This is a genomic window from Streptomyces sp. NPDC005899 (assembly GCF_040629645.1).
GTDB lineage: Bacteria > Actinomycetota > Actinomycetes > Streptomycetales > Streptomycetaceae > Streptomyces.
The window spans coordinates 1-16371 of sequence record NZ_JBEXWB010000045.1; the positions used below are offsets into that span (position 1 = coordinate 1).

The 16371-nt window shown below is 71.4% G+C and carries 15 protein-coding genes; 7 read left to right on the top strand and 8 right to left on the bottom strand.

What is annotated here, in order from left to right:
• A partial coding sequence (locus tag ABZ371_RS08785) for an SbcC/MukB-like Walker B domain-containing protein (protein ID WP_358675501.1) occupies positions 1–1514 on the top strand: 1514 nt, incomplete at its 5' end.
• Here the strand turns inward: ABZ371_RS08785 and ABZ371_RS08790 are convergent.
• Complete coding sequence (locus ABZ371_RS08790) at positions 1504–1950, bottom strand: Lrp/AsnC family transcriptional regulator (protein WP_358675504.1); 447 nt, start codon at positions 1948–1950, stop codon at positions 1504–1506. The genes ABZ371_RS08785 and ABZ371_RS08790 overlap by 11 nt on opposite strands.
• 93 nt (positions 1951–2043) lie before the next feature.
• Between ABZ371_RS08790 and ABZ371_RS08795 the strand changes: the two genes are divergently transcribed.
• Entirely contained in the window at positions 2044–2529 is a 486-nt protein-coding gene (locus tag ABZ371_RS08795) for a rhodanese-like domain-containing protein (protein ID WP_358675507.1), read from the top strand.
• A gap of 25 nt (positions 2530–2554) precedes the next feature.
• On the opposite strand, the gene ABZ371_RS08800 is transcribed toward ABZ371_RS08795, so the two are convergent.
• From ABZ371_RS08800 to ABZ371_RS08810, 3 genes are all read right to left on the bottom strand, one after another.
• A complete protein-coding gene (locus tag ABZ371_RS08800; RefSeq protein ID WP_358675510.1) occupies positions 2555–3424 on the bottom strand; it encodes an ATP-grasp domain-containing protein in 870 nt (289 codons plus the stop codon).
• Positions 3425–3557: 133 nt separating this feature from the next.
• Entirely contained in the window at positions 3558–5243 is a 1686-nt protein-coding gene (locus ABZ371_RS08805; protein ID WP_358675513.1) for a DUF885 domain-containing protein, read from the bottom strand.
• 135 nt (positions 5244–5378) lie between these two features.
• Positions 5379–5927 (bottom strand): Lrp/AsnC family transcriptional regulator, encoded by a 549-nt coding sequence (locus ABZ371_RS08810; protein ID WP_358675515.1) that lies wholly within the window; start codon positions 5925–5927, stop codon positions 5379–5381.
• Between the two features lie 59 nt (positions 5928–5986).
• On the opposite strand from ABZ371_RS08810, the gene ABZ371_RS08815 reads away from it, so the two are divergent.
• Positions 5987–7237, top strand: coding sequence for a PLP-dependent transferase (locus ABZ371_RS08815; RefSeq protein WP_358675517.1), 1251 nt, complete (start codon positions 5987–5989; stop codon positions 7235–7237).
• Here ABZ371_RS08815 and ABZ371_RS08820 read toward each other — a convergent pair.
• A complete protein-coding gene (locus tag ABZ371_RS08820; RefSeq protein WP_358675574.1) occupies positions 7137–8555 on the bottom strand; it encodes a GNAT family N-acetyltransferase in 1419 nt (472 codons plus the stop codon). The two genes, ABZ371_RS08815 and ABZ371_RS08820, sit on opposite strands and share 101 nt — an antisense overlap.
• A gap of 697 nt (positions 8556–9252) precedes the next feature.
• On the opposite strand from ABZ371_RS08820, the gene ABZ371_RS08825 reads away from it, so the two are divergent.
• Positions 9253–10053: a GntR family transcriptional regulator gene (locus ABZ371_RS08825; protein ID WP_358675519.1), complete on the top strand. Its 801-nt coding sequence runs from the start codon at positions 9253–9255 to the stop codon at positions 10051–10053.
• A 544-nt stretch (positions 10054–10597) separates the two neighbouring features.
• Here the strand turns inward: ABZ371_RS08825 and ABZ371_RS08830 are convergent.
• The 3 genes from ABZ371_RS08830 to ABZ371_RS08840 form a co-directional block, all read right to left on the bottom strand.
• A complete protein-coding gene (locus tag ABZ371_RS08830; protein ID WP_358675522.1) occupies positions 10598–11755 on the bottom strand; it encodes an ROK family protein in 1158 nt (385 codons plus the stop codon).
• A gap of 98 nt (positions 11756–11853) precedes the next feature.
• Positions 11854–12504, bottom strand: coding sequence for a response regulator transcription factor (locus ABZ371_RS08835; RefSeq protein ID WP_358675525.1), 651 nt, complete (start codon positions 12502–12504; stop codon positions 11854–11856).
• A gap of 4 nt (positions 12505–12508) precedes the next feature.
• Positions 12509–13681: a histidine kinase gene (locus ABZ371_RS08840; protein WP_358675528.1), complete on the bottom strand. Its 1173-nt coding sequence runs from the start codon at positions 13679–13681 to the stop codon at positions 12509–12511.
• Between the two features lie 107 nt (positions 13682–13788).
• Here ABZ371_RS08840 and ABZ371_RS08845 point away from each other — a divergent pair, with 107 nt between their 5' ends.
• From ABZ371_RS08845 to ABZ371_RS08855, 3 genes are all read left to right on the top strand, one after another.
• Positions 13789–14727, top strand: a complete 939-nt coding sequence (locus ABZ371_RS08845; RefSeq protein ID WP_358675531.1) for an ATP-binding cassette domain-containing protein — start codon at positions 13789–13791, stop codon at positions 14725–14727.
• Between the two features lie 4 nt (positions 14728–14731).
• Positions 14732–15475, top strand: a complete 744-nt coding sequence (locus ABZ371_RS08850) for an ABC transporter permease (protein WP_358675533.1) — start codon at positions 14732–14734, stop codon at positions 15473–15475.
• A 126-nt stretch (positions 15476–15601) separates the two neighbouring features.
• Complete coding sequence (locus tag ABZ371_RS08855) at positions 15602–16072, top strand: hypothetical protein (RefSeq protein WP_358675535.1); 471 nt, start codon at positions 15602–15604, stop codon at positions 16070–16072.
• Positions 16073–16371: the final 299 nt, after the last annotated feature.

Sequence of the window (16371 nt, forward strand, 5' to 3'; positions counted from 1 at the left end):
AGGCCGCCCTCGCGGACCACCGCCGCGCCGACAGTGCGCGGGCGGACGCGGAACGCGAGGTGGAACTCCTGCGCGAACGGCACGCCACGGCGCGGGCGGAGGCGTCGGGAGCGGGGGAGGGGCCCGGTGAGCCGGGGCCCGCAGGCGGGGGGCAGGCGCCCGGTTCGGGACAGCACGCCCCTGGGGCGGGCGTCCCGCCCCAGGAGGACCCGGCCGGGCGGGTCCCTCACGGCCCGGACACTGCGGTGCCGGCTCTCCAGGAGGCCGTCACCGCGCTGACGAGGGAGCACGCGGACGCGCACCGCCTGGCCGCGGGGATGCACGCGGCCAGGGAGGCCCTCGCCGCAGCCGAGCGCGAGCACCTGAAGCGGCTGGAGGACCGCCGGCAGGCCGAGCGGCGTGCCGCGGCCCGCATCTCGCAGCGGGAGGCGCTGGATCGGGAGCGGTCCGTGCTCGCCGCCGAACTGTTCCAGGCCAGAGGCGCTTTCGTCTCGGTGGCCGCGCACGCGGCGGTCCTGGAGCGACAGGTCACCCTGCTCGCCGAGGCGACGGAGGACCTCCGCACCGAACAGCGAGCCGCCGGGCGGCTCAAGGAGGCGGACGGACGCCTCGCCGACGCGGCCTTCCGGGCCGGGTTCCCCACTCCCCAGGCCGCCGCGGCGAAGCTCCTGAGCGACACCGCCCAGCGGGAACTGCAGCACCGGATCGACGCGTGGCAGGCGGAGGCCGCGGCCGTCGCGGACCGGCTCACCGAGGAGGACGCCCGGTCCGCCGCCGGGCGGCCCCCCGCCGACCCCGGGTCCGCGCAGGCCGCGTACGACCTGTCCGCGCGGTCGCTGCGCGACGGCGCGGCAGCCCTGTCCGCGGCGAAGGAGCGCTGCGAGCAGCTCGACCGGCTCTCGGCGCGGACGGCGGACGAGGTGCGCGCCTTGGGACCGTTGCGTCTGGAATACGGGCGGGTGGCCCGTCTCGCCGGACTCACCGCGGGCACGTCCGCCGACAACGAGCGCAGGATGCGGCTGGAGGCGTACGTACTCGCGGCACGCCTCGAACAGGTCGCGGCCGCGGCGACGGCCCGTCTGCGGCGGATGTCGTCGGGCCGCTACACCCTCGTGCACTCCGACGCGCGCAGTGGCGGCCGCAGGGCCGGGCTCGGCCTGCACGTCGTCGACGCGTGGACGGGCCGGGAGCGCGACACCGCCACCCTGTCCGGCGGCGAGACCTTCTTCGCCTCACTCGCCCTGGCCCTCGGCCTCGCCGACGTCGTGACCGACGAGGCCGGCGGCGTACGGCTGGACACCCTCTTCATCGACGAGGGCTTCGGCAGCCTGGACGACCAGACCCTGGACGAGGTGCTCGACGTCCTTGACACGCTGCGAGAACGGGACCGCAGCGTCGGCATCGTCAGCCACGTGGCCGACCTGCGCCGCCGGATCCCCGCCCAGCTCGAAGTGGTGAAGGAGCGCCACGGATCGGCGGTCCGCCACCGTGCTCCGGGCGCGCTCAGCGGCTGATCGGCCGCCGGGGGAGAGGCGAGGAGTACACGATGCTGGTCGTCACCGCGCCCAGCGCGCCGATCCGCCCCGTCACCTCCTCCAGATGACGCATCGACCGGGCGGTCACCTTCAGCACGAAGCAGTCGTCCCCGGTCACGTGGTGGGCCTCCACGATCTCGGGTGTCGTCTCCGTGAGGTCGTGGAACGGCTTGTAGTTGCCGTTCGGGTAGCGCAGCCGCACCAGGGCCAGGATCGGCAGCCCGAGCCGCTCCGGGTCGACCACCGCCGAGTACCCGCTGATCACCCCCGCCTCTTCGAGACGGCGCACGCGCTCCGTGACGGCGCTCGGTGACATCGCCACAGCACGGGCCAGCTCCGCGAACGTCGCCCGGCCGTCGCGTTGCAGGACATCGAGAATGCGCCAGTCCGTGGCGTCCGGGGAATAGTCGGTCACGGTCACAGACAACCGGGTTTTCCGCTGCCGATCAAGCGAAGTGCCGGGGATCATCGGTTCCGGTGCTGGACGGCTGACCGTAGATTTCCCGTCATGACATCCCAGCGCAGCACTGCCGGTCACCCCGTCCTGGCCGTCCCGCCCGCCTCACCGGCGGCCGCCGTCGCGTACTTCGGCGCCTCACTCGCCTTCCACGCGGACGTCTCGGACGTCGCCGCCGCACTCCTGGCCGGCGGTGACCCCGGTTTCGTCGTCCTGGACTCGCGGTCGGCCGCCGCCTGGGACCAGGGCCGCATACCGGGCGCCGTGCACCTGCCGACCGCTCTCGTCGCAGAGCGGGCGGCCGCTCTCCTCGACCCGGCCACCCCCGTGGTCGTCTACTGCTGGGGGCCGGGCTGCAACGGCGCGACCCGTGCCGCGCTCGCCCTCGCCGAACTCGGCCACCAGGTCAAGGAGATGCTCGGCGGTTTCGAGTACTGGGTGCGAGAGGGCTTCCCCTTCGAGACCCGGGAGGGAGAGCGGCGGCGCACCGCCGACCCGCTGACGGCGCCGGCCGAGGGGGAGGACTGCGGCTGCTGAGCCGGCGGCCCGGCCACGGACCGGCTCAGCGCCCCACGAGGGCGGCGAACAGGCTTTCGCCGTCCTCACCGGCCGGCAGCCCGCTCACCTGGCCGTCCCCCACCTCGACCACCCGCCACACCTCGTCCTCCCGCAACGCCAGGTCGGTCGTCACCCAGCGGCAGCCGAGACGGCGCACGGCCTCGCCGACGGCAGCGAGCGCCGGTGTCCCGATCCGGCCGGGCGTGTCCGGGTGGGCGGTCACGAGGACCGGCGACCCGTCCACCCACCACACGCGTGCCTCACCGCCGGGCAGGAACGGTTCGTAGGCGCGCAGGACCACGCCCCCGGTCAGGTGCTCACCCTGGAGCTCGGCGAACCGTTCGACGACGGAGACGAGCCGGGCCGTGTCGGACAACTCCGGGACGAAGCACGCCTCCAGCCACTCGTGCTTGCGGGACTTCACGAAATCCTTCACGATGCCGGGTCCGGAACCCAGCCGGCCGGCCAGCCCGGACCAGAAGGCGGGCCCGGGCGGATCGGATCCGGCGGGCAGGTCGCACCACACGCTGCGCGGCGTCAGCGACGCGAACGTGTCGTACCAGCCCGGGAGTTCGTGCGCCCTGCGGTAGTCGGCGGCGCTCGTCAGGAGGGAGCAGCCACGGGCGGCGAGTGCCCGCTCCAGCTCCTCGTACCGGTCCGCCGGAATCATCCAGCCCCGGTACCGGTACGCACCTGGTGCTCGCCCCGCCCGGCCCAGGGCTGCCGTCACGTCCCCGGCCAGCAGTGCGTCGTGGTCGAGCAGGACGACCTGGGCACCGGCCTCCCGCGCCGCGGCAGCCTCCCGGGCGAACACGGGATCCGGACGGCCCGGGCGCAGCGGGTCGCGGCAGAAGAGGAAGGTGGACGGCGGCAAGGGACTCGTGTCTCGATCCGTGTGGGTGCGGCGGGAGGAAGCGGGCGGGCGGAGGGGTGCTGGCGGCGGGCGGGCGCCCGGGCGGACGGCCCGGCCCGGTGACACGGATCGGGACGGGCCGCCACCACCGCGGTCAGAGCCTCGACAGCTCGTCCACCAGATCGTCCAGTCCCAGTGACCCCTGCGAGAGGGCGGCCATGTGCCAGGCCTTGAGATCGAACGCCTCGCCGTGCGCCTTGCGGGCGTTCTCGCGGCCCAGCAGCCAGGCGCGCTCACCCAGCTTGTATCCGATGGCCTGACCCGGCATCGACAGATAGCGCGTCAGCTCGCTCTCCACGAAGTCGGCCGGCCGGCCGCTGTGGCTGGCGAAGAACTCCTGTGCCAGATCCGGCGTCCACCGCTCACCCGGGTGGAACGGCGAATCGGCCGGGATCTCGAGCTCCAGGTGCATGCCGATGTCCACGATCACCCGGCAGGCCCGCATCATCTGCGCGTCCAGGTAGCCGAGCCTGCGTTCGGCGTCGGGCAGGAAGCCCAGCTCGTCCATCAGCCGCTCCGCGTACAGAGCCCAGCCCTCGGCGTTCGCGCTGACCTGGCCGATGGACGCCTGGTACCGCGAAAGGCTCTCGGCGACGTGCGTCCACTGCGCGATCTGCAGGTGATGCCCCGGGACACCCTCGTGGTACCAGGTGGACACGAGGTCGTACACCGGGAAACGGGTCTGCCCCATGGTGGGCAGCCAGGTGCGGCCGGGGCGCGAGAAGTCCTCGGACGGACCGGTGTAGTAGGGGGCGGCGGCCCCGCCCGCGGGAGCGATCCTGGACTCCACCCTGCGTACCCGCTCGGCGAGTTCGAAGTGGGTGCCGTCCAGGGCCTCGATCGCCTCGTCCATGATGCCCTGCAGCCAGACCCGGACCTCCTCCACACCCTCGATGTGCTTGCCGTGCACGTCGAGATGGGCGAGCGCCTCCCAGGGCCCCGCACCGGGAAGGATCTTGGCGGCCTCCGCCCGCATCTCGGCCAGGAGGCGGTGGTACTCGGACCAACCGTACGCGTACGCCTCGTCCAGATCGAGGTCCGTGCCGTTGAACTGACGCGCCCAGCGGGCGTAGCGCTCGCGGCCCACGGTGTCGGGAGCGCCCTCGATCGCGGGTGCGTACACCTCGCGCAACCAGTCACGCAGAGCGACGAGCCCCGCGGCGGCCTGCCCGGCGGCCTCGTCCAGATCCTTCCGCAGCGCGTCCGGTCCCTGAGCGACGAAGTCCTGGAAGAAGCCGGCACCGTCGTCCCCGGCCCACGCGCCCAGTTGCCCGATGAAGGTGGCGGTGGGACGCGGGCCCGCGTACAGCTTGCGCTCCAGACCGAGCGCCAGTGAGGCGCGGTACCCCTCCAGCGCGCCGGGGACCGCCCGCAGCCGCGTCACGACGTCCGCCCAGTCCTCTTCGGTGGCGGTGGGGGTGGCGGTGAACACCTCACGGAGGCTGTGCACCGGGGAATGGATGTTGGAGACGGCCCTCAGACCCTCGTCGGCCTCGTGGACGGCGAGTTCGGCCGTCAGCCGTTCCCGCAGAAGGCGCGCGCAGCGCCGCTCCTCCTCGGACTCGGCGCCGGGAACCTGCTCGGCCGCGTCGAGGTCCAGCAGGGTGCTGCGGATGAGCTCCGCCAGGGCGTCCTGACCGGCGGGCGAGAAGTCGGGCAGCCGGCGAGAGCTTTCCGCGACACCGAGGTACGTACCGGTGATCGGGTCGAGTTCGATGAATGCGTCGACGTAGGCGTCGGCGACCTGGCGCGGCAGCGCGCTGCTCGGTGTATCTGACATGGAGACATCCTCGTACGGCGGAGGGGCCCGCGTCACGGGTATGGAAAGTCGACCTGGCGTGAACGCACGGCATGGAGACCGCCGCGGGCGGCAGTGCGGGCGCTGTCCGGTGTCCCGGGTCGCCGTGGCCGGCGGTCACCGCCGCGAGGTGTCCGGTGGCGGTGGCGCAGCCCCACGACCGCGTGCGTCGCCCGCCGGAATCCGCGCGTCCTCCACCGGCGGCAGCAGGGGACCGCACTCCCACTGCTGGAAGATGAGCCTGGTCTCCACCCGTGCCACCTCGCGGCGGGAGGTGAACTCGTCCAGCACCAGCCGCTGCAGGTCCGCGGTGCCGGCGACGGCCACATGGACCAGGTAGTCGTCCGGACCGGTGAGATGGAAGAGCGCGCGGGACTCCGGGATTGCCCGGATCCGTTCGACGAACGGCCCGATGAGCTCCCGGCGGTGCGGGCGCACCTGGACCAGGAGCAGCGCCTCCAGACCGCGGCCCAGCCGCGCCGGGTCGAGCCGCAGCTGATGCCCCAGAATCACCCCGGCGCGGCGCAGCCGGGCCACCCGGTCCAGACACGTCGACGGGGCCACGCCGACCTCGGCGGCGAGGTCCCGATACGTCATCCGAGCATCGTTCTGAAGGAGTCGCAGAATGTGGAGATCCACCGGGTCCAGAGCGACGGATTCAGGCATGGGCCGAACGTAACACGGTCATCCCGCGAGTCCGGCCGTTCCCTGTTCAGAGTGGTGACATGGACACAGAAGCCTCACCGCTGACACCCCCGGCCCCCTTCCGGTCCAGGGCGCTCGCCACCGAAGCCGTGCACGCCGGACGCGACGATCTCGCCTCTCTCGGCCTGCACGCCGCGCCGATCGACCTGTCCACCACCTACCCGTCCTACGACTCCCGGGGCGAGGCCGAGCGCATCGACGCCTTCGCCGCCACCGGAGCCGCACCGGACGGGCCGCCCGTCTACGCCCGTCTGGACAACCCGACGACGGCCCGGTTCGAGACGGCACTGGCCCGGCTGGAAGGTGCGGCGAGCGCCGTCGCGTTCGCCAGCGGAATGGCCGCACTGACCGCTGTCCTGCTGGCCCGCGCCGGTGTGGGCCTGCGGCACGTCGTCGCGGTGCGCCCGCTCTACGGTTGCAGCGACCACCTGCTCGGCGCGGGTCTGCTCGGCACCGAGGTCACCTGGACCGACCCGGCGGGGATCGCCGAGGCCATCCGCCCGGACACGGGCCTGGTGATGGTGGAGACGCCCGCCAACCCCACGCTCGCCGAGATCGACATCCGGGCCGTGGCCCACTCCTGCGGCTCCGTCCCCCTGCTCGTCGACAACACCTTCGCCACGCCCGTACTGCAGCGGCCGGTCGAACACGGTGCCCGGATCGTGCTGCACAGCGCCACCAAGTACCTCGGTGGACACGGCGACGTGATGGGCGGCGTCGTCGCCTGCGACGAGGAGTTCGCGGCGACGCTGCGGCAGGTGCGGTTCGCCACCGGCGGTGTACTGCACCCGCTGGCCGGCTACCTGCTGCTGCGCGGGCTGTCCACGCTGCCCGTGCGCGTCCGTGCCGCGTCGGCGAGCGCGGCCGAACTGGCGCGCCGGCTGTCGGCCGACCCCCGTATCGCCCGGGTGCACTACCCGGAACTGGGCGGGGCCATGGTGTCCTTCGAGGTGTACGGCGATCCGCACAGGGTGATCGCCGGAGTCCGGCTCGTCACCCCGGCCGTCAGCCTCGGAAGCGTGGACACACTGATCCAGCACCCGGCCTCCATCAGCCACCGCATCGTGGACGAGGAAGACCGGCAGGCCGCCGGCGTCGGTGACCGCCTGCTGCGGATGTCGGTCGGGCTGGAGGACGTGGAGGACCTCTGGGCCGATCTCTGCCAGGCGCTCAGCGAGGGAGCCGAGGGTGCTGTCCCGTCTGCTCGTGCGGAGGTCGCGGCAGCGCGGGGGAGGACTCCGGGACGGGCGACGCGGTCAGCCTGGCGGTGATGACCAGGGTGCCCTCCTCGATCTGGTAGTCGAGCGGGAGTGCGAGGGCGCGCATGGCCGCGACCATCCCCGTGTTGCGGGCCTGGGTGACGGCGTACACGCTCTCGCAACCGGCCTCGACCGCCAGCGCCACCAGCCGGCCGAGGAGTTCGGAACCGATGCCCCGGCGCTGCCAGTCGTCCTCGACGAGAAGGGCCACCTCGGTCTCGTCACCGTCCCACAGGAGGTGGCCGAGCCCCACGAGGCGGCCGGACGCCGTCTGCACGGCCAGTGTCCGGCCGAACCGCGGGCTCAGCAGGTGGTCCAGGTAGCGGTCGGCGTCACGGACCGGGCCGTGGTAGCGCAGGTCCAGGGTGCGCTCCGAGCAGCGGTCGTGCATGGCGCGGGCTGCGGCGAGGTCGCCGCGGTCCGCGCGGCGCACGGTGATCTCGTTCCCCTCGGGAAGCGTGAGGACGTCCTCGCTGCGGGGGACGCGCGGGCCCAGCCTCGCGTCCAGCTCGACCAGCGCACGCGCGCGGGCGAACTCGGTCGGGGTGAACGGGAGGTACGGCCGCTCGACCGTGATGACCCCGCCCGAGGGGTCGCGCAGCCGCATCACCGTCTCCTCCAGGACGCCTTCCACGGGGGCGCTCTGCCCTGTGGGGCGCCCGGTGACCGACAGGGCCGGCAGCGAGTGGATGGTGCACCGGCCGAGGAGCTGCCGCAGTGCGAGCGGCAGTTCGGCGGCGTCCAGCGCCGTGCGGGTGGCGAGGCCCAGTACCCGGGTGGGCGTGTCCACCAGGTCGTGGGCGTCCGCCCGCTCGATCCAGGTGGACGAGCCACCGGCGGCGGAGATCTCCCGGCTGAGCTGCTGGGCCGGAAGTCCCGCGGGAGCCCGCAGCAGGAACTCGTCAACCGTGCCCTCGGCGAGCGGGTGGGTCTGCAGAGTGAGGATGTCGATCCGGTACCTGGCGAGAGCGATGCAGAGCGCGGCCAGTGCCCCCGGGGTGTCGCGCACCGTGGTCCGCATCCGCCACAGGACCGTGCCGGCCGCCTCGTCCCGGCCGGTCTCCGGGTCGGCGGGCACGGATTCCCATCCGGTGCCCGTACCGGGTGCCGGGGGCGGGGCGTGACTGTGCCGCCGCGCCCACCACGTGTGGAACGCCGCCGTGGCGGTCAGCGCCACGGCCGAGGCCACGAGCAGGTAGGGGCCGTCCGGCTGGTGCCCGATCAGGTTGGCGATCGCGTCGGCCACGGCTACCGCCGTGAAGAGGGCGGCGAGTTCGATCAGATCCCGCCGCCAGTGGTGCGGGCGGCGGACGCTCTTCGCAGATGTCACATCAGTCATGACTTCACTGTGACCGAACGGTGTTGCCTGATCACGAACACATTGTGACTGATGGGTTACGTATGGGTCTGGTCGCCTATCGGTGTCTTTCGCGCACCCCTGTCGGATGCCGGCCGGCTGCGGCCGGACCTCCCGACCGCAGCGTTCCTGCCGGCCAGGACGGGGGTGGCCGCAGCGGCAGCCGCTCGAGGCTCCCCACCCGGCTCGGGTCAGACCGGCAGGCGGACTCGGGTGGCATGCGGACGCCACTTTCCGCCCCCGCGACCGGGGTGACCTGTCGGGGGCAACGTGCGGGGTGCGTGCCGGGCGGGGGCGCCGTCGGCCGCAGCTGCCTCACGAGCCTCACGTCCCAGGCGCCAGGTACCGGGCGCCGAGCATCAAGCACCAAGGCACCAGGCGCTATGCCCGAACGGCCCACGTCCCACGCCCACGCCCCGCACGCCGCGCCCCACGACACCACGCACGCCCCATGAGGCCCGGGCCTTCCGGAGTTCAGGCACGCCAGTACACGAACGTCGCGTGAACGCTCTGCGCCAGTGGGTCGTTTCACTCTGTTACCGGGTGACGATTGGTCTTGACCAAGGTGGTTCGCCGCCCTAAGGTCTGAGCGTTAAGACAAGAACCTTTAATAAATAACGTCGCGGAATGGCCGCCGGGTGATTGCGGCTGGGTGATTGCGGAGGACAGGGTGGGGACCACACAGCTGGAATCGGTGCAGGAGCCGAAGTACTGGCACCTCAAGACCGTGCTCAGTGAGGCGCTCGACTCGGACTTCGCAGTGGGAGAGGTCCTGCCCAACGAGCGGGATCTGGCCGCGCGCTTCGGTGTTGCCAGGGCGACGCTCCGTCAGGCGCTGGAGCAGTTGGAGCTCGAAGGCAGGTTGCAGCGCCGCCGCGGCGTCGGTACGACCGTCGCTCCGCCGCGCGTCGGTGTGGCCGTAGCCTCGGCGCAGCGTGAGTGGGCCGGCGGCGAGGCGGACCAGGCATGGCAGCCCGTCGCATGCACCACTGCACCCGCTCCTGCCGCTGTTGCCGCCGTACTGGACATCGATGCGGACGAGCCGGTGCACGTGGTGCGGCGCATCCGGGCAGGTCACGGCCAGGCGGTGGCAGCCGAACTGCTGTACGTCCCGCAGTCCTCCGTGCCGGAGCTCTCGGCCATCGATGCTCCGTCCGGCCCGGCGCGGGCCAGAGGCGTCCTGCGGGAACTGCACCGCCTCGGCCTTGATGGCCAGGACCGGTCGGTCGAACTCGGCTCGGCCCGCGCGGACGACGCGAAGGAGCTGGACCGCCTACCGGGAGCCCCGGTGCTCGTGGTCACGACACGCTACTTCGCCGCTTCGGGTACAGCTGCGGTCTCCGTGGCCACGTATCGTGCCGACACCTGCCGACTGACTTTCGGAGACTCAGGCGCTCTGGAAATCAGCCACGAGGATCAGGACCGAGCCCAAGGCCAGGAACAGGCACAGGGCGAGCGACGGGCCTCCTGAGCCCCCTGGCCCCTTGCGGAGCGCGGGGGCGGCGGTCCCGTCCTGTACGTTCAGTCGCCCGGTGGCGGACCGGGGCGCGCGGCCAGGGGATGCCCGCAATCGTAGAAGCTCCCGGCCGTCGCGGTGGGCCGCCCGTCGTCCGGCTCCGGAGGATGCCCGAGCCCACTGGACTGCCGCCCTTGACATGCGTGCGGGCCCGGCTCCGGTGCCCGTGCGTGCACGCACGCGTTTCCTGGCCTTCTTCCGGCCGCTGCCGGGCCGTCCCACGAAGTGGAAGCCAGCCGCCCCATGAAGTGGAAGCCAGCTGAGCGCGACCCGGCACTGACCGTCGCGGGCCGGTGAGGCTCGGCACTGACCGTCGGGGGGGTGGGACCCGGCACCCACCGTCGTGGCCGGTGGAACCCGGCTCGGACGGTCGCAGGCCGGTGGGACTGGTCGCGGGGCGGTGGACCCCGGCATTGACCGGAACCGACCGGTGTGACCCGGCATCAAACGGAACGACCGGTGTGGCCAGGGCCCGGCACCACCGGCGCGGACCGAGGAATCACCGACGGGCCGTCACCGTCCCGTCCACGGCGAAGAGCTGTTCCTCGACGTGGTCCAGGGCGAGACGCAGGGCCCCCGTGGCGACGGCTGCCTCGCCCAGCAGCGAGAGGGTCACCCGAGGCGGCCGCAGACAGTATCGGGCCAGTTCGTCGCGGAGCGGATCCAGTACGCCGTCCAAGCCCGCCGCCCAGCCACCGATCACCACGAGTTCCGGGTCGAGGGCCAGAACCAGCGCCGCGACGTCGTGGACGAGCCGCTGGATGAACCGCTCGACGGCGGCCTGCGCGCCTGGCTCGCCGTCCCGGGCCTTGGCGAACACGGCGGCGACGGCGCGTTCGTCCAACGGGTCCAGTGGCGTGTCCGTCGTGGAGAGGAGGTGCTCCGGAGTGACATCCCGGCCCAGCAGGTGCAAGGCGCCGATCTCGCCGGCCGCACCGCCGAACCCCCGGTGCAGTCGCCCGCCGATCAGCGAACCCGCCCCCGGACTCAGGCCTGCCAGTACGAAGACGATGTCGTCGGACTCGGTCGCCGCCCCCTTCCAGTGCTCGGCCACCGCGGCGGCATTCGCGTCGTTCTCCACGAGCACGGGGCAGCGGAAGGAGCGCCGCAGCCTCTCTCCGAGCGCGAGGCCCGTCCAGTCGGGCAGTGCCGTTCCGAGCCTCACCGTTCCGTCGGCCTCGACGATGCCGGGGCTGCCCACGCCCACCGCGCGCAGGCTGCTGCGGGCGACCCCGGTGCGGCGCAGCACCTCGGCTATGACCGTGCGGACCTGGTCGAGTCTGTCGTCGGCGCCGGCGCTTTCGGAGACCTCGCGCGAGCCCGCGCCGACGACGCGCCCGTCGAGGCCCGACAGCAGCGCGGACACCCGGTGCGAACCGATCTCGATTCCCAGCAGGTAGCCCGCCTCGGCACGGAACCTGAACCGCCTGGCGGGGCGTCCCTGCCGGCGCGCCGCGCTCTCGTCGGGCAGCGCCTCGACGACCAGGCCCGCCTCGAAGAGACCTTCCACGACACCTTCGACCGTGGGGCGGGACAGCCCTGTGATGCGGGTCAGATCAGTGAGTGTCGGTGACTGGGCCCCTCGTAGGGCGCGCAGGACCACCGCGGAATTGATCCGCCGCAGGAGAGACGGGTCTCCACCAGTCAGCCGGCCCACGGTGTGTCCTCCCAGGTCGTGCGTGTCTGCCGGATCGTACTCGCTGATCAAGGCTGCGACGACCGGCTCCCTCAGTCGGTATGGAGAGGTGACCTGCGTCAGCTCGGGGCAACGAATCCGGACTCGTACGCGGCGATCACGGCCTGGGTCCGATCCCGGGCGCCGATTTTCGCCAGGACAGCGCTGACATGCGTCTTCACTGTCTCCACGCCGACGACGAGCTCGGCCGCGATCTCGGCGTTGGACAGACCTCGTGCCATCAGCCGGAGCACCGCGGCCTCGCGCTCGGTGAGCGCCGCCCTCTCCATCGCGGCACGGGCCTTGCTGGTCCCGTACGCGGCGGCGAGCCGCCGGACCGCAGCCGGGAACAGCAGGGACTCGCCCTCCGCCACCAACCGGACCGCGTGCACGATCTCTGCCGGCCGGGCGCGCTTGAGCAGAAACCCGTCTGCCCCGGCGCGCAGTGCCTCGTACACGTACTCGTCGTTCTCGAACGTGGTCACCACCAGGATCTTCGGCGGGTCGGGAACGGTGCGCAGCAGCACCCGGGTCGCCTCGATCCCGTCCATCAAGGGCATCCGCACGTCCATCGCCACGACGTCGGGTCGCTTCTGGCGGACGAGAGGGATGACCGCCGCGCCGTCGGAGGCCTCACCAACCACCTCTATATCGGGCTGTGCCTCAAGGACGGCCCGCAACCCCATGCGAACCAGGGGCTCGTCATCGACCAGAAGAACGCTAACCGGCATCGCGTCAGCGTATGCGGTCCAGGGGGAGGCGCGCGTGCACGAGCCATTCCCCTTCGTGCGGCCCGGTCCTGGCCTTCCCGCCCAGCAACGCGGCCCGCTCCCGTATGCCGCGCAGGCCGCTGCCGCCACCGGTGCCCCGGGGTGGCCCGACGAGCGGATTGGCGACCTCCAACTCCAACTGATCGTCCACGACCGTGATCCTCACCCGTACGGGAACGCTGCCGGCGTGACGCAGTACGTTTGTGAGCGACTCCTGGAGGATGCGGAAGCCCTCGCGGGAGACCGGGTCGGGGACCCTGCCAAGTGGACCTGACACCTCCGCGTCGATCTCGGCACCGGCTCCGCGCGCTGATTCCAGCAGGCGATCGGCTTCGACGAGGGTCGGGCGCCCGCTGACGGGGATGCCCTCTTCGCGGAGCACGCCCAGCACCCGTTCGAGATCGTCCAGAGCGTTACGGCCCGTCTCCTCGATGACGGCCAGTGCCCTGTCCGTGAAGCCTGGATCGCCCGCAGCCCGGGCCGCCCCGGCCTGCACCACCGCGATCGTCAAGGCGTGCCCGATCGAGTCGTGCAACTCGCGTGCCATCCTGTTGCGCTCCAGCAGTTGCTCGGCGCGCTCCTCGAGAGCGGTCATCCGCTCCGTCGACGATGGCCCGAGCAGCTGACGCGCGGCAGCCGTCGCCAACTCGCCCGCACCGACGACGAGAAAAAGCATCAGAACGATCGGCAGCGGAGTGAGCAGGGCACAGAACCAGCGCGCTCCGGTACCGCCGATCAACCAGCCACCGCTCAGGCGTGCACCGAACGAGGCGCTCGCGAGATCCACCGTGGTCGCGGGCAGCCAGATCGTCGCAAAGCCGACCGCAATGGCCAGGAGAAGCCGCACTTCCAGCCAGGCGACGGTGCGCCACCGGTCAGCCCATGTCCTTGCCGGCGCGGCGGCTATAGCGGCGTTCGGGCTACCCCGCTCGTCAGGTGTGAGGAGAAGCTGAGCCTGGACACCCTCGGCGAGGCGCATCGTGGGGATCAGTCCCACCGGCACGGCGAAGAGGAGGGGCATCCAGGGAGTGTCCATGGAGATGAACAGCCACACGCTGACGACAGCGGTCGGAATGAGCAGGTGAAGCCAGCGACTGTACGTGGCGGGCGTGGTCAACGGTCTGACTAAGCGGCGCATGGTGCCATCGTGGCAGCGGCGAGCCCCGGACGGCTCCCCCGAGCGAGGGAGGCGGAGCACCCGGCCGGGGGAGGCGCAGACCGGAGGCCGGCAGCCAGTCTGAGGTCATGACCAGCATCGAGCTTCACGAACTCACGAAGGACTTCGGATCGACCCGCGCCGTCGACCACCTCACATTCACTGTGCGCCCTGGCCGGGTGACCGGGTTTCTCGGCCCCAACGGGGCGGGGAAGTCCACCACCATGCGGCTCATCCTCGGCCTCGACCGTCCTTCCGGCGGCCGGAGCACGATCGATGGACACGCCTATGCCTCATTCGACAAGCCGCTCTGCCGGGTCGGTGTCCTGCTCGACGCCGGGGCGGCGCACGGCTCGCGGACCCCGCGCAGCCACCTTCTGACTCTGGCTACGAGTAACGGCATAGCGTGCAGCAGGGTCGACGAGGTGATCGAGGAGGCGGGCCTCACATCGGTCCGTGGTCGGAGGATAAGGACGTTCTCGCTCGGTATGCGGCAGAGGCTCGGTATCGCGGCGGTGCTTCTCGGGGACCCGGACGTGGTCATGCTCGACGAGCCGACCAACGGACTCGACCCGGAAGGGATCGTCTGGATCCGCGAGCTGGTGCACAGGCTGGCAAGGGAGGGCCGGACGGTCCTGGTATCAAGCCACTTGATGCACGAGACCTCGTCGTTCGCGGACCACCTGGTGGTGATGGGAAGAGGCAGGCTGCTCGCCGACCTGCCAATGCAGGAGTTCCTGACATCGTGGACCAGCCCCGCCGTCCGGTTGCGCTCGACCGAAGTGGGTCGCATGAACGACATGTTGGCCCGCCTGGGGTACACGCCGACGCCGAGGGAGGACGGGTCGTGCAGTGTCGTAGGGGCCACGGCCGAGGAAATAGGTGCTGCGGCCGCCACCGCGGGCATCGCCCTTCTCGAACTTGCCGATGAAAGAGCCACCTTGGAACAAGCTTATTTCGACCTCACCTCCCACGAGGGGGAGTTCAAGGCGGCCGCGCGTACCTCCGCCGGCTCTGAGGGGGCCTGATCACATGGCCATGCCGATCACTGCGGTCCTGCGCTCCGAATGGGTCAAAATCACGTCCCTGAGATCTGTCACCGGAACGCTGACGGCGATTTTCGCCGTTTCACTCGGTGTCACCGTGCTCACGTCCTCGACCGTCGGTCAAGCGGAGGCCGCGCAGACACACGCCGACCCGGTTTTCTCCGCGTTCTATGCGCTGAACTTCGGGCAGATCGCTGCCATCAGCTTCGGAGCGACGGCAGTCTCGTCAGAGTTCCTGAACGGCGCTCTGCGGATCTCACTCGCGGCCGTCCCTCGCCGGGGCCTCCTCTACGCCGCGAAGATATCGGTGATCGGTGGGCTTGCTCTCGTCGTGGGGCTGGTTACCAGCTTCGTCATATTCGTGATCGGGCAGATGTTCACGGGCGAGTACGCGATCGGGCTGCGGGAGCCAGGGGTCGCCCGAGCGGCTTTCGGGGGAGGCGTCTATCTCGCCCTCATGGCCCTGTTGGCCGCAGGGCTGACGGCGACGTTGCGCAGTGCGGTGGCCGTACTGAGCGTCCTCATCCCCTTCGTCCTCATCGCGTCCTTCGTGATGGGTGACGCCCTGGGAGCGGTCGCCCAGTACCTGCCGGACCGAGCGGGACAGTTGCTGCTGCACCAAGATCCCCCTGGGAACCTCGGTCCCTGGGAGGGGCTGGCCATCACCGCCGGATGGACCACCCTGGCGCTGGTCCTCGGTTGGTGGACCATGCGGAACAGGGACGCCTGACGGTGGCGGCCAGGGGCCATCTCCCCGGGCGGGACGCCGCAGAGGTCTTCCCCATGGGCGGACGCGGGTGGTTCGGAGACGTGAGGTGGACGCTCATGTGTCAGTGGCAGCAGGTTTACTGACGGTATGACCACCGCAAACCACCTCCGCCTCATCGACGGTCTGTGCACCAGGGAGTTCCCCTCGGAGCGTGTCGTACAGGGCTCGGGAGTCAGCGGACCGGGGTTCCACACGGTGTACCTGCACGGCGAGGAGGTGCAGCGGGGGCAAGAAGACGGCGACGCGGAACAACAACCGGACGCTGACGAAGCGGAGTGGGTCGAGCGAAGGGCGTCCTGCCTGGCGGCATATGACGCCCTGAGCACGTTGCTCACTCTGCGCTGGGGCGCACCCGATGTCGTCAGCCTGTGGAGCGCGCGGGAGCGGATGACCGCGGGAGAGGAGATAGCGGAGCCGTGGGCCGACCCCGTAGCGAGTTGCGAGTATCTCCTGTTGTGGCGGGTCGGCGAGCGTTGGATAGCTCTGGTTCTCCATGGACAGGAGCAGGGACTCGGCTGCGAGTTGAGTGCGCTGGTGACTCAGGTCGACCCGCCCTGAGCGCGGCGACGGCCGAAAGTCCGTCCTCGCCGAGACGGCAGCTGCCCGACCCGGGCCGCAGACCTGAGAGTCGGCACAGCGGTGCGGGCCCGCCGGGGACGTGACGCCGTGACGCCGGCACGGTCGCCGCGTCCTCGAAACCGGCCGCATTGTGGCAAGCCGCCTTGTCACGCGGGAAGTCCTATGGGAGTCCCCGGAGAGCTCACAGAGCTCACAGAGCTCACAGAGCCGGGAGAGCACACAGAGCCCGGAGACAGCGAAAAGCCCCGGGACCTTGAGATGGGGTGGCGGGCCGGCGA

Coding starts and splice junctions, on each gene's coding strand:
- ABZ371_RS08795 (WP_358675507.1), top strand. CDS start 2,044: ATGACATCCCAGCGCAGCACTGCCGGTCACCCCGTCCTGGCCGTCCCG.
- ABZ371_RS08805 (WP_358675513.1), bottom strand. CDS start 5,243: ATGTCAGATACACCGAGCAGCGCGCTGCCGCGCCAGGTCGCCGACGCC.
- ABZ371_RS08810 (WP_358675515.1), bottom strand. CDS start 5,927: ATGCCTGAATCCGTCGCTCTGGACCCGGTGGATCTCCACATTCTGCGA.
- ABZ371_RS08815 (WP_358675517.1), top strand. CDS start 5,987: ATGGACACAGAAGCCTCACCGCTGACACCCCCGGCCCCCTTCCGGTCC.
- ABZ371_RS08835 (WP_358675525.1), bottom strand. CDS start 12,504: ATGCCGGTTAGCGTTCTTCTGGTCGATGACGAGCCCCTGGTTCGCATG.
- ABZ371_RS08840 (WP_358675528.1), bottom strand. CDS start 13,681: ATGCGCCGCTTAGTCAGACCGTTGACCACGCCCGCCACGTACAGTCGC.
- ABZ371_RS08845 (WP_358675531.1), top strand. CDS start 13,789: ATGACCAGCATCGAGCTTCACGAACTCACGAAGGACTTCGGATCGACC.
- ABZ371_RS08850 (WP_358675533.1), top strand. CDS start 14,732: ATGGCCATGCCGATCACTGCGGTCCTGCGCTCCGAATGGGTCAAAATC.
- ABZ371_RS08855 (WP_358675535.1), top strand. CDS start 15,602: ATGACCACCGCAAACCACCTCCGCCTCATCGACGGTCTGTGCACCAGG.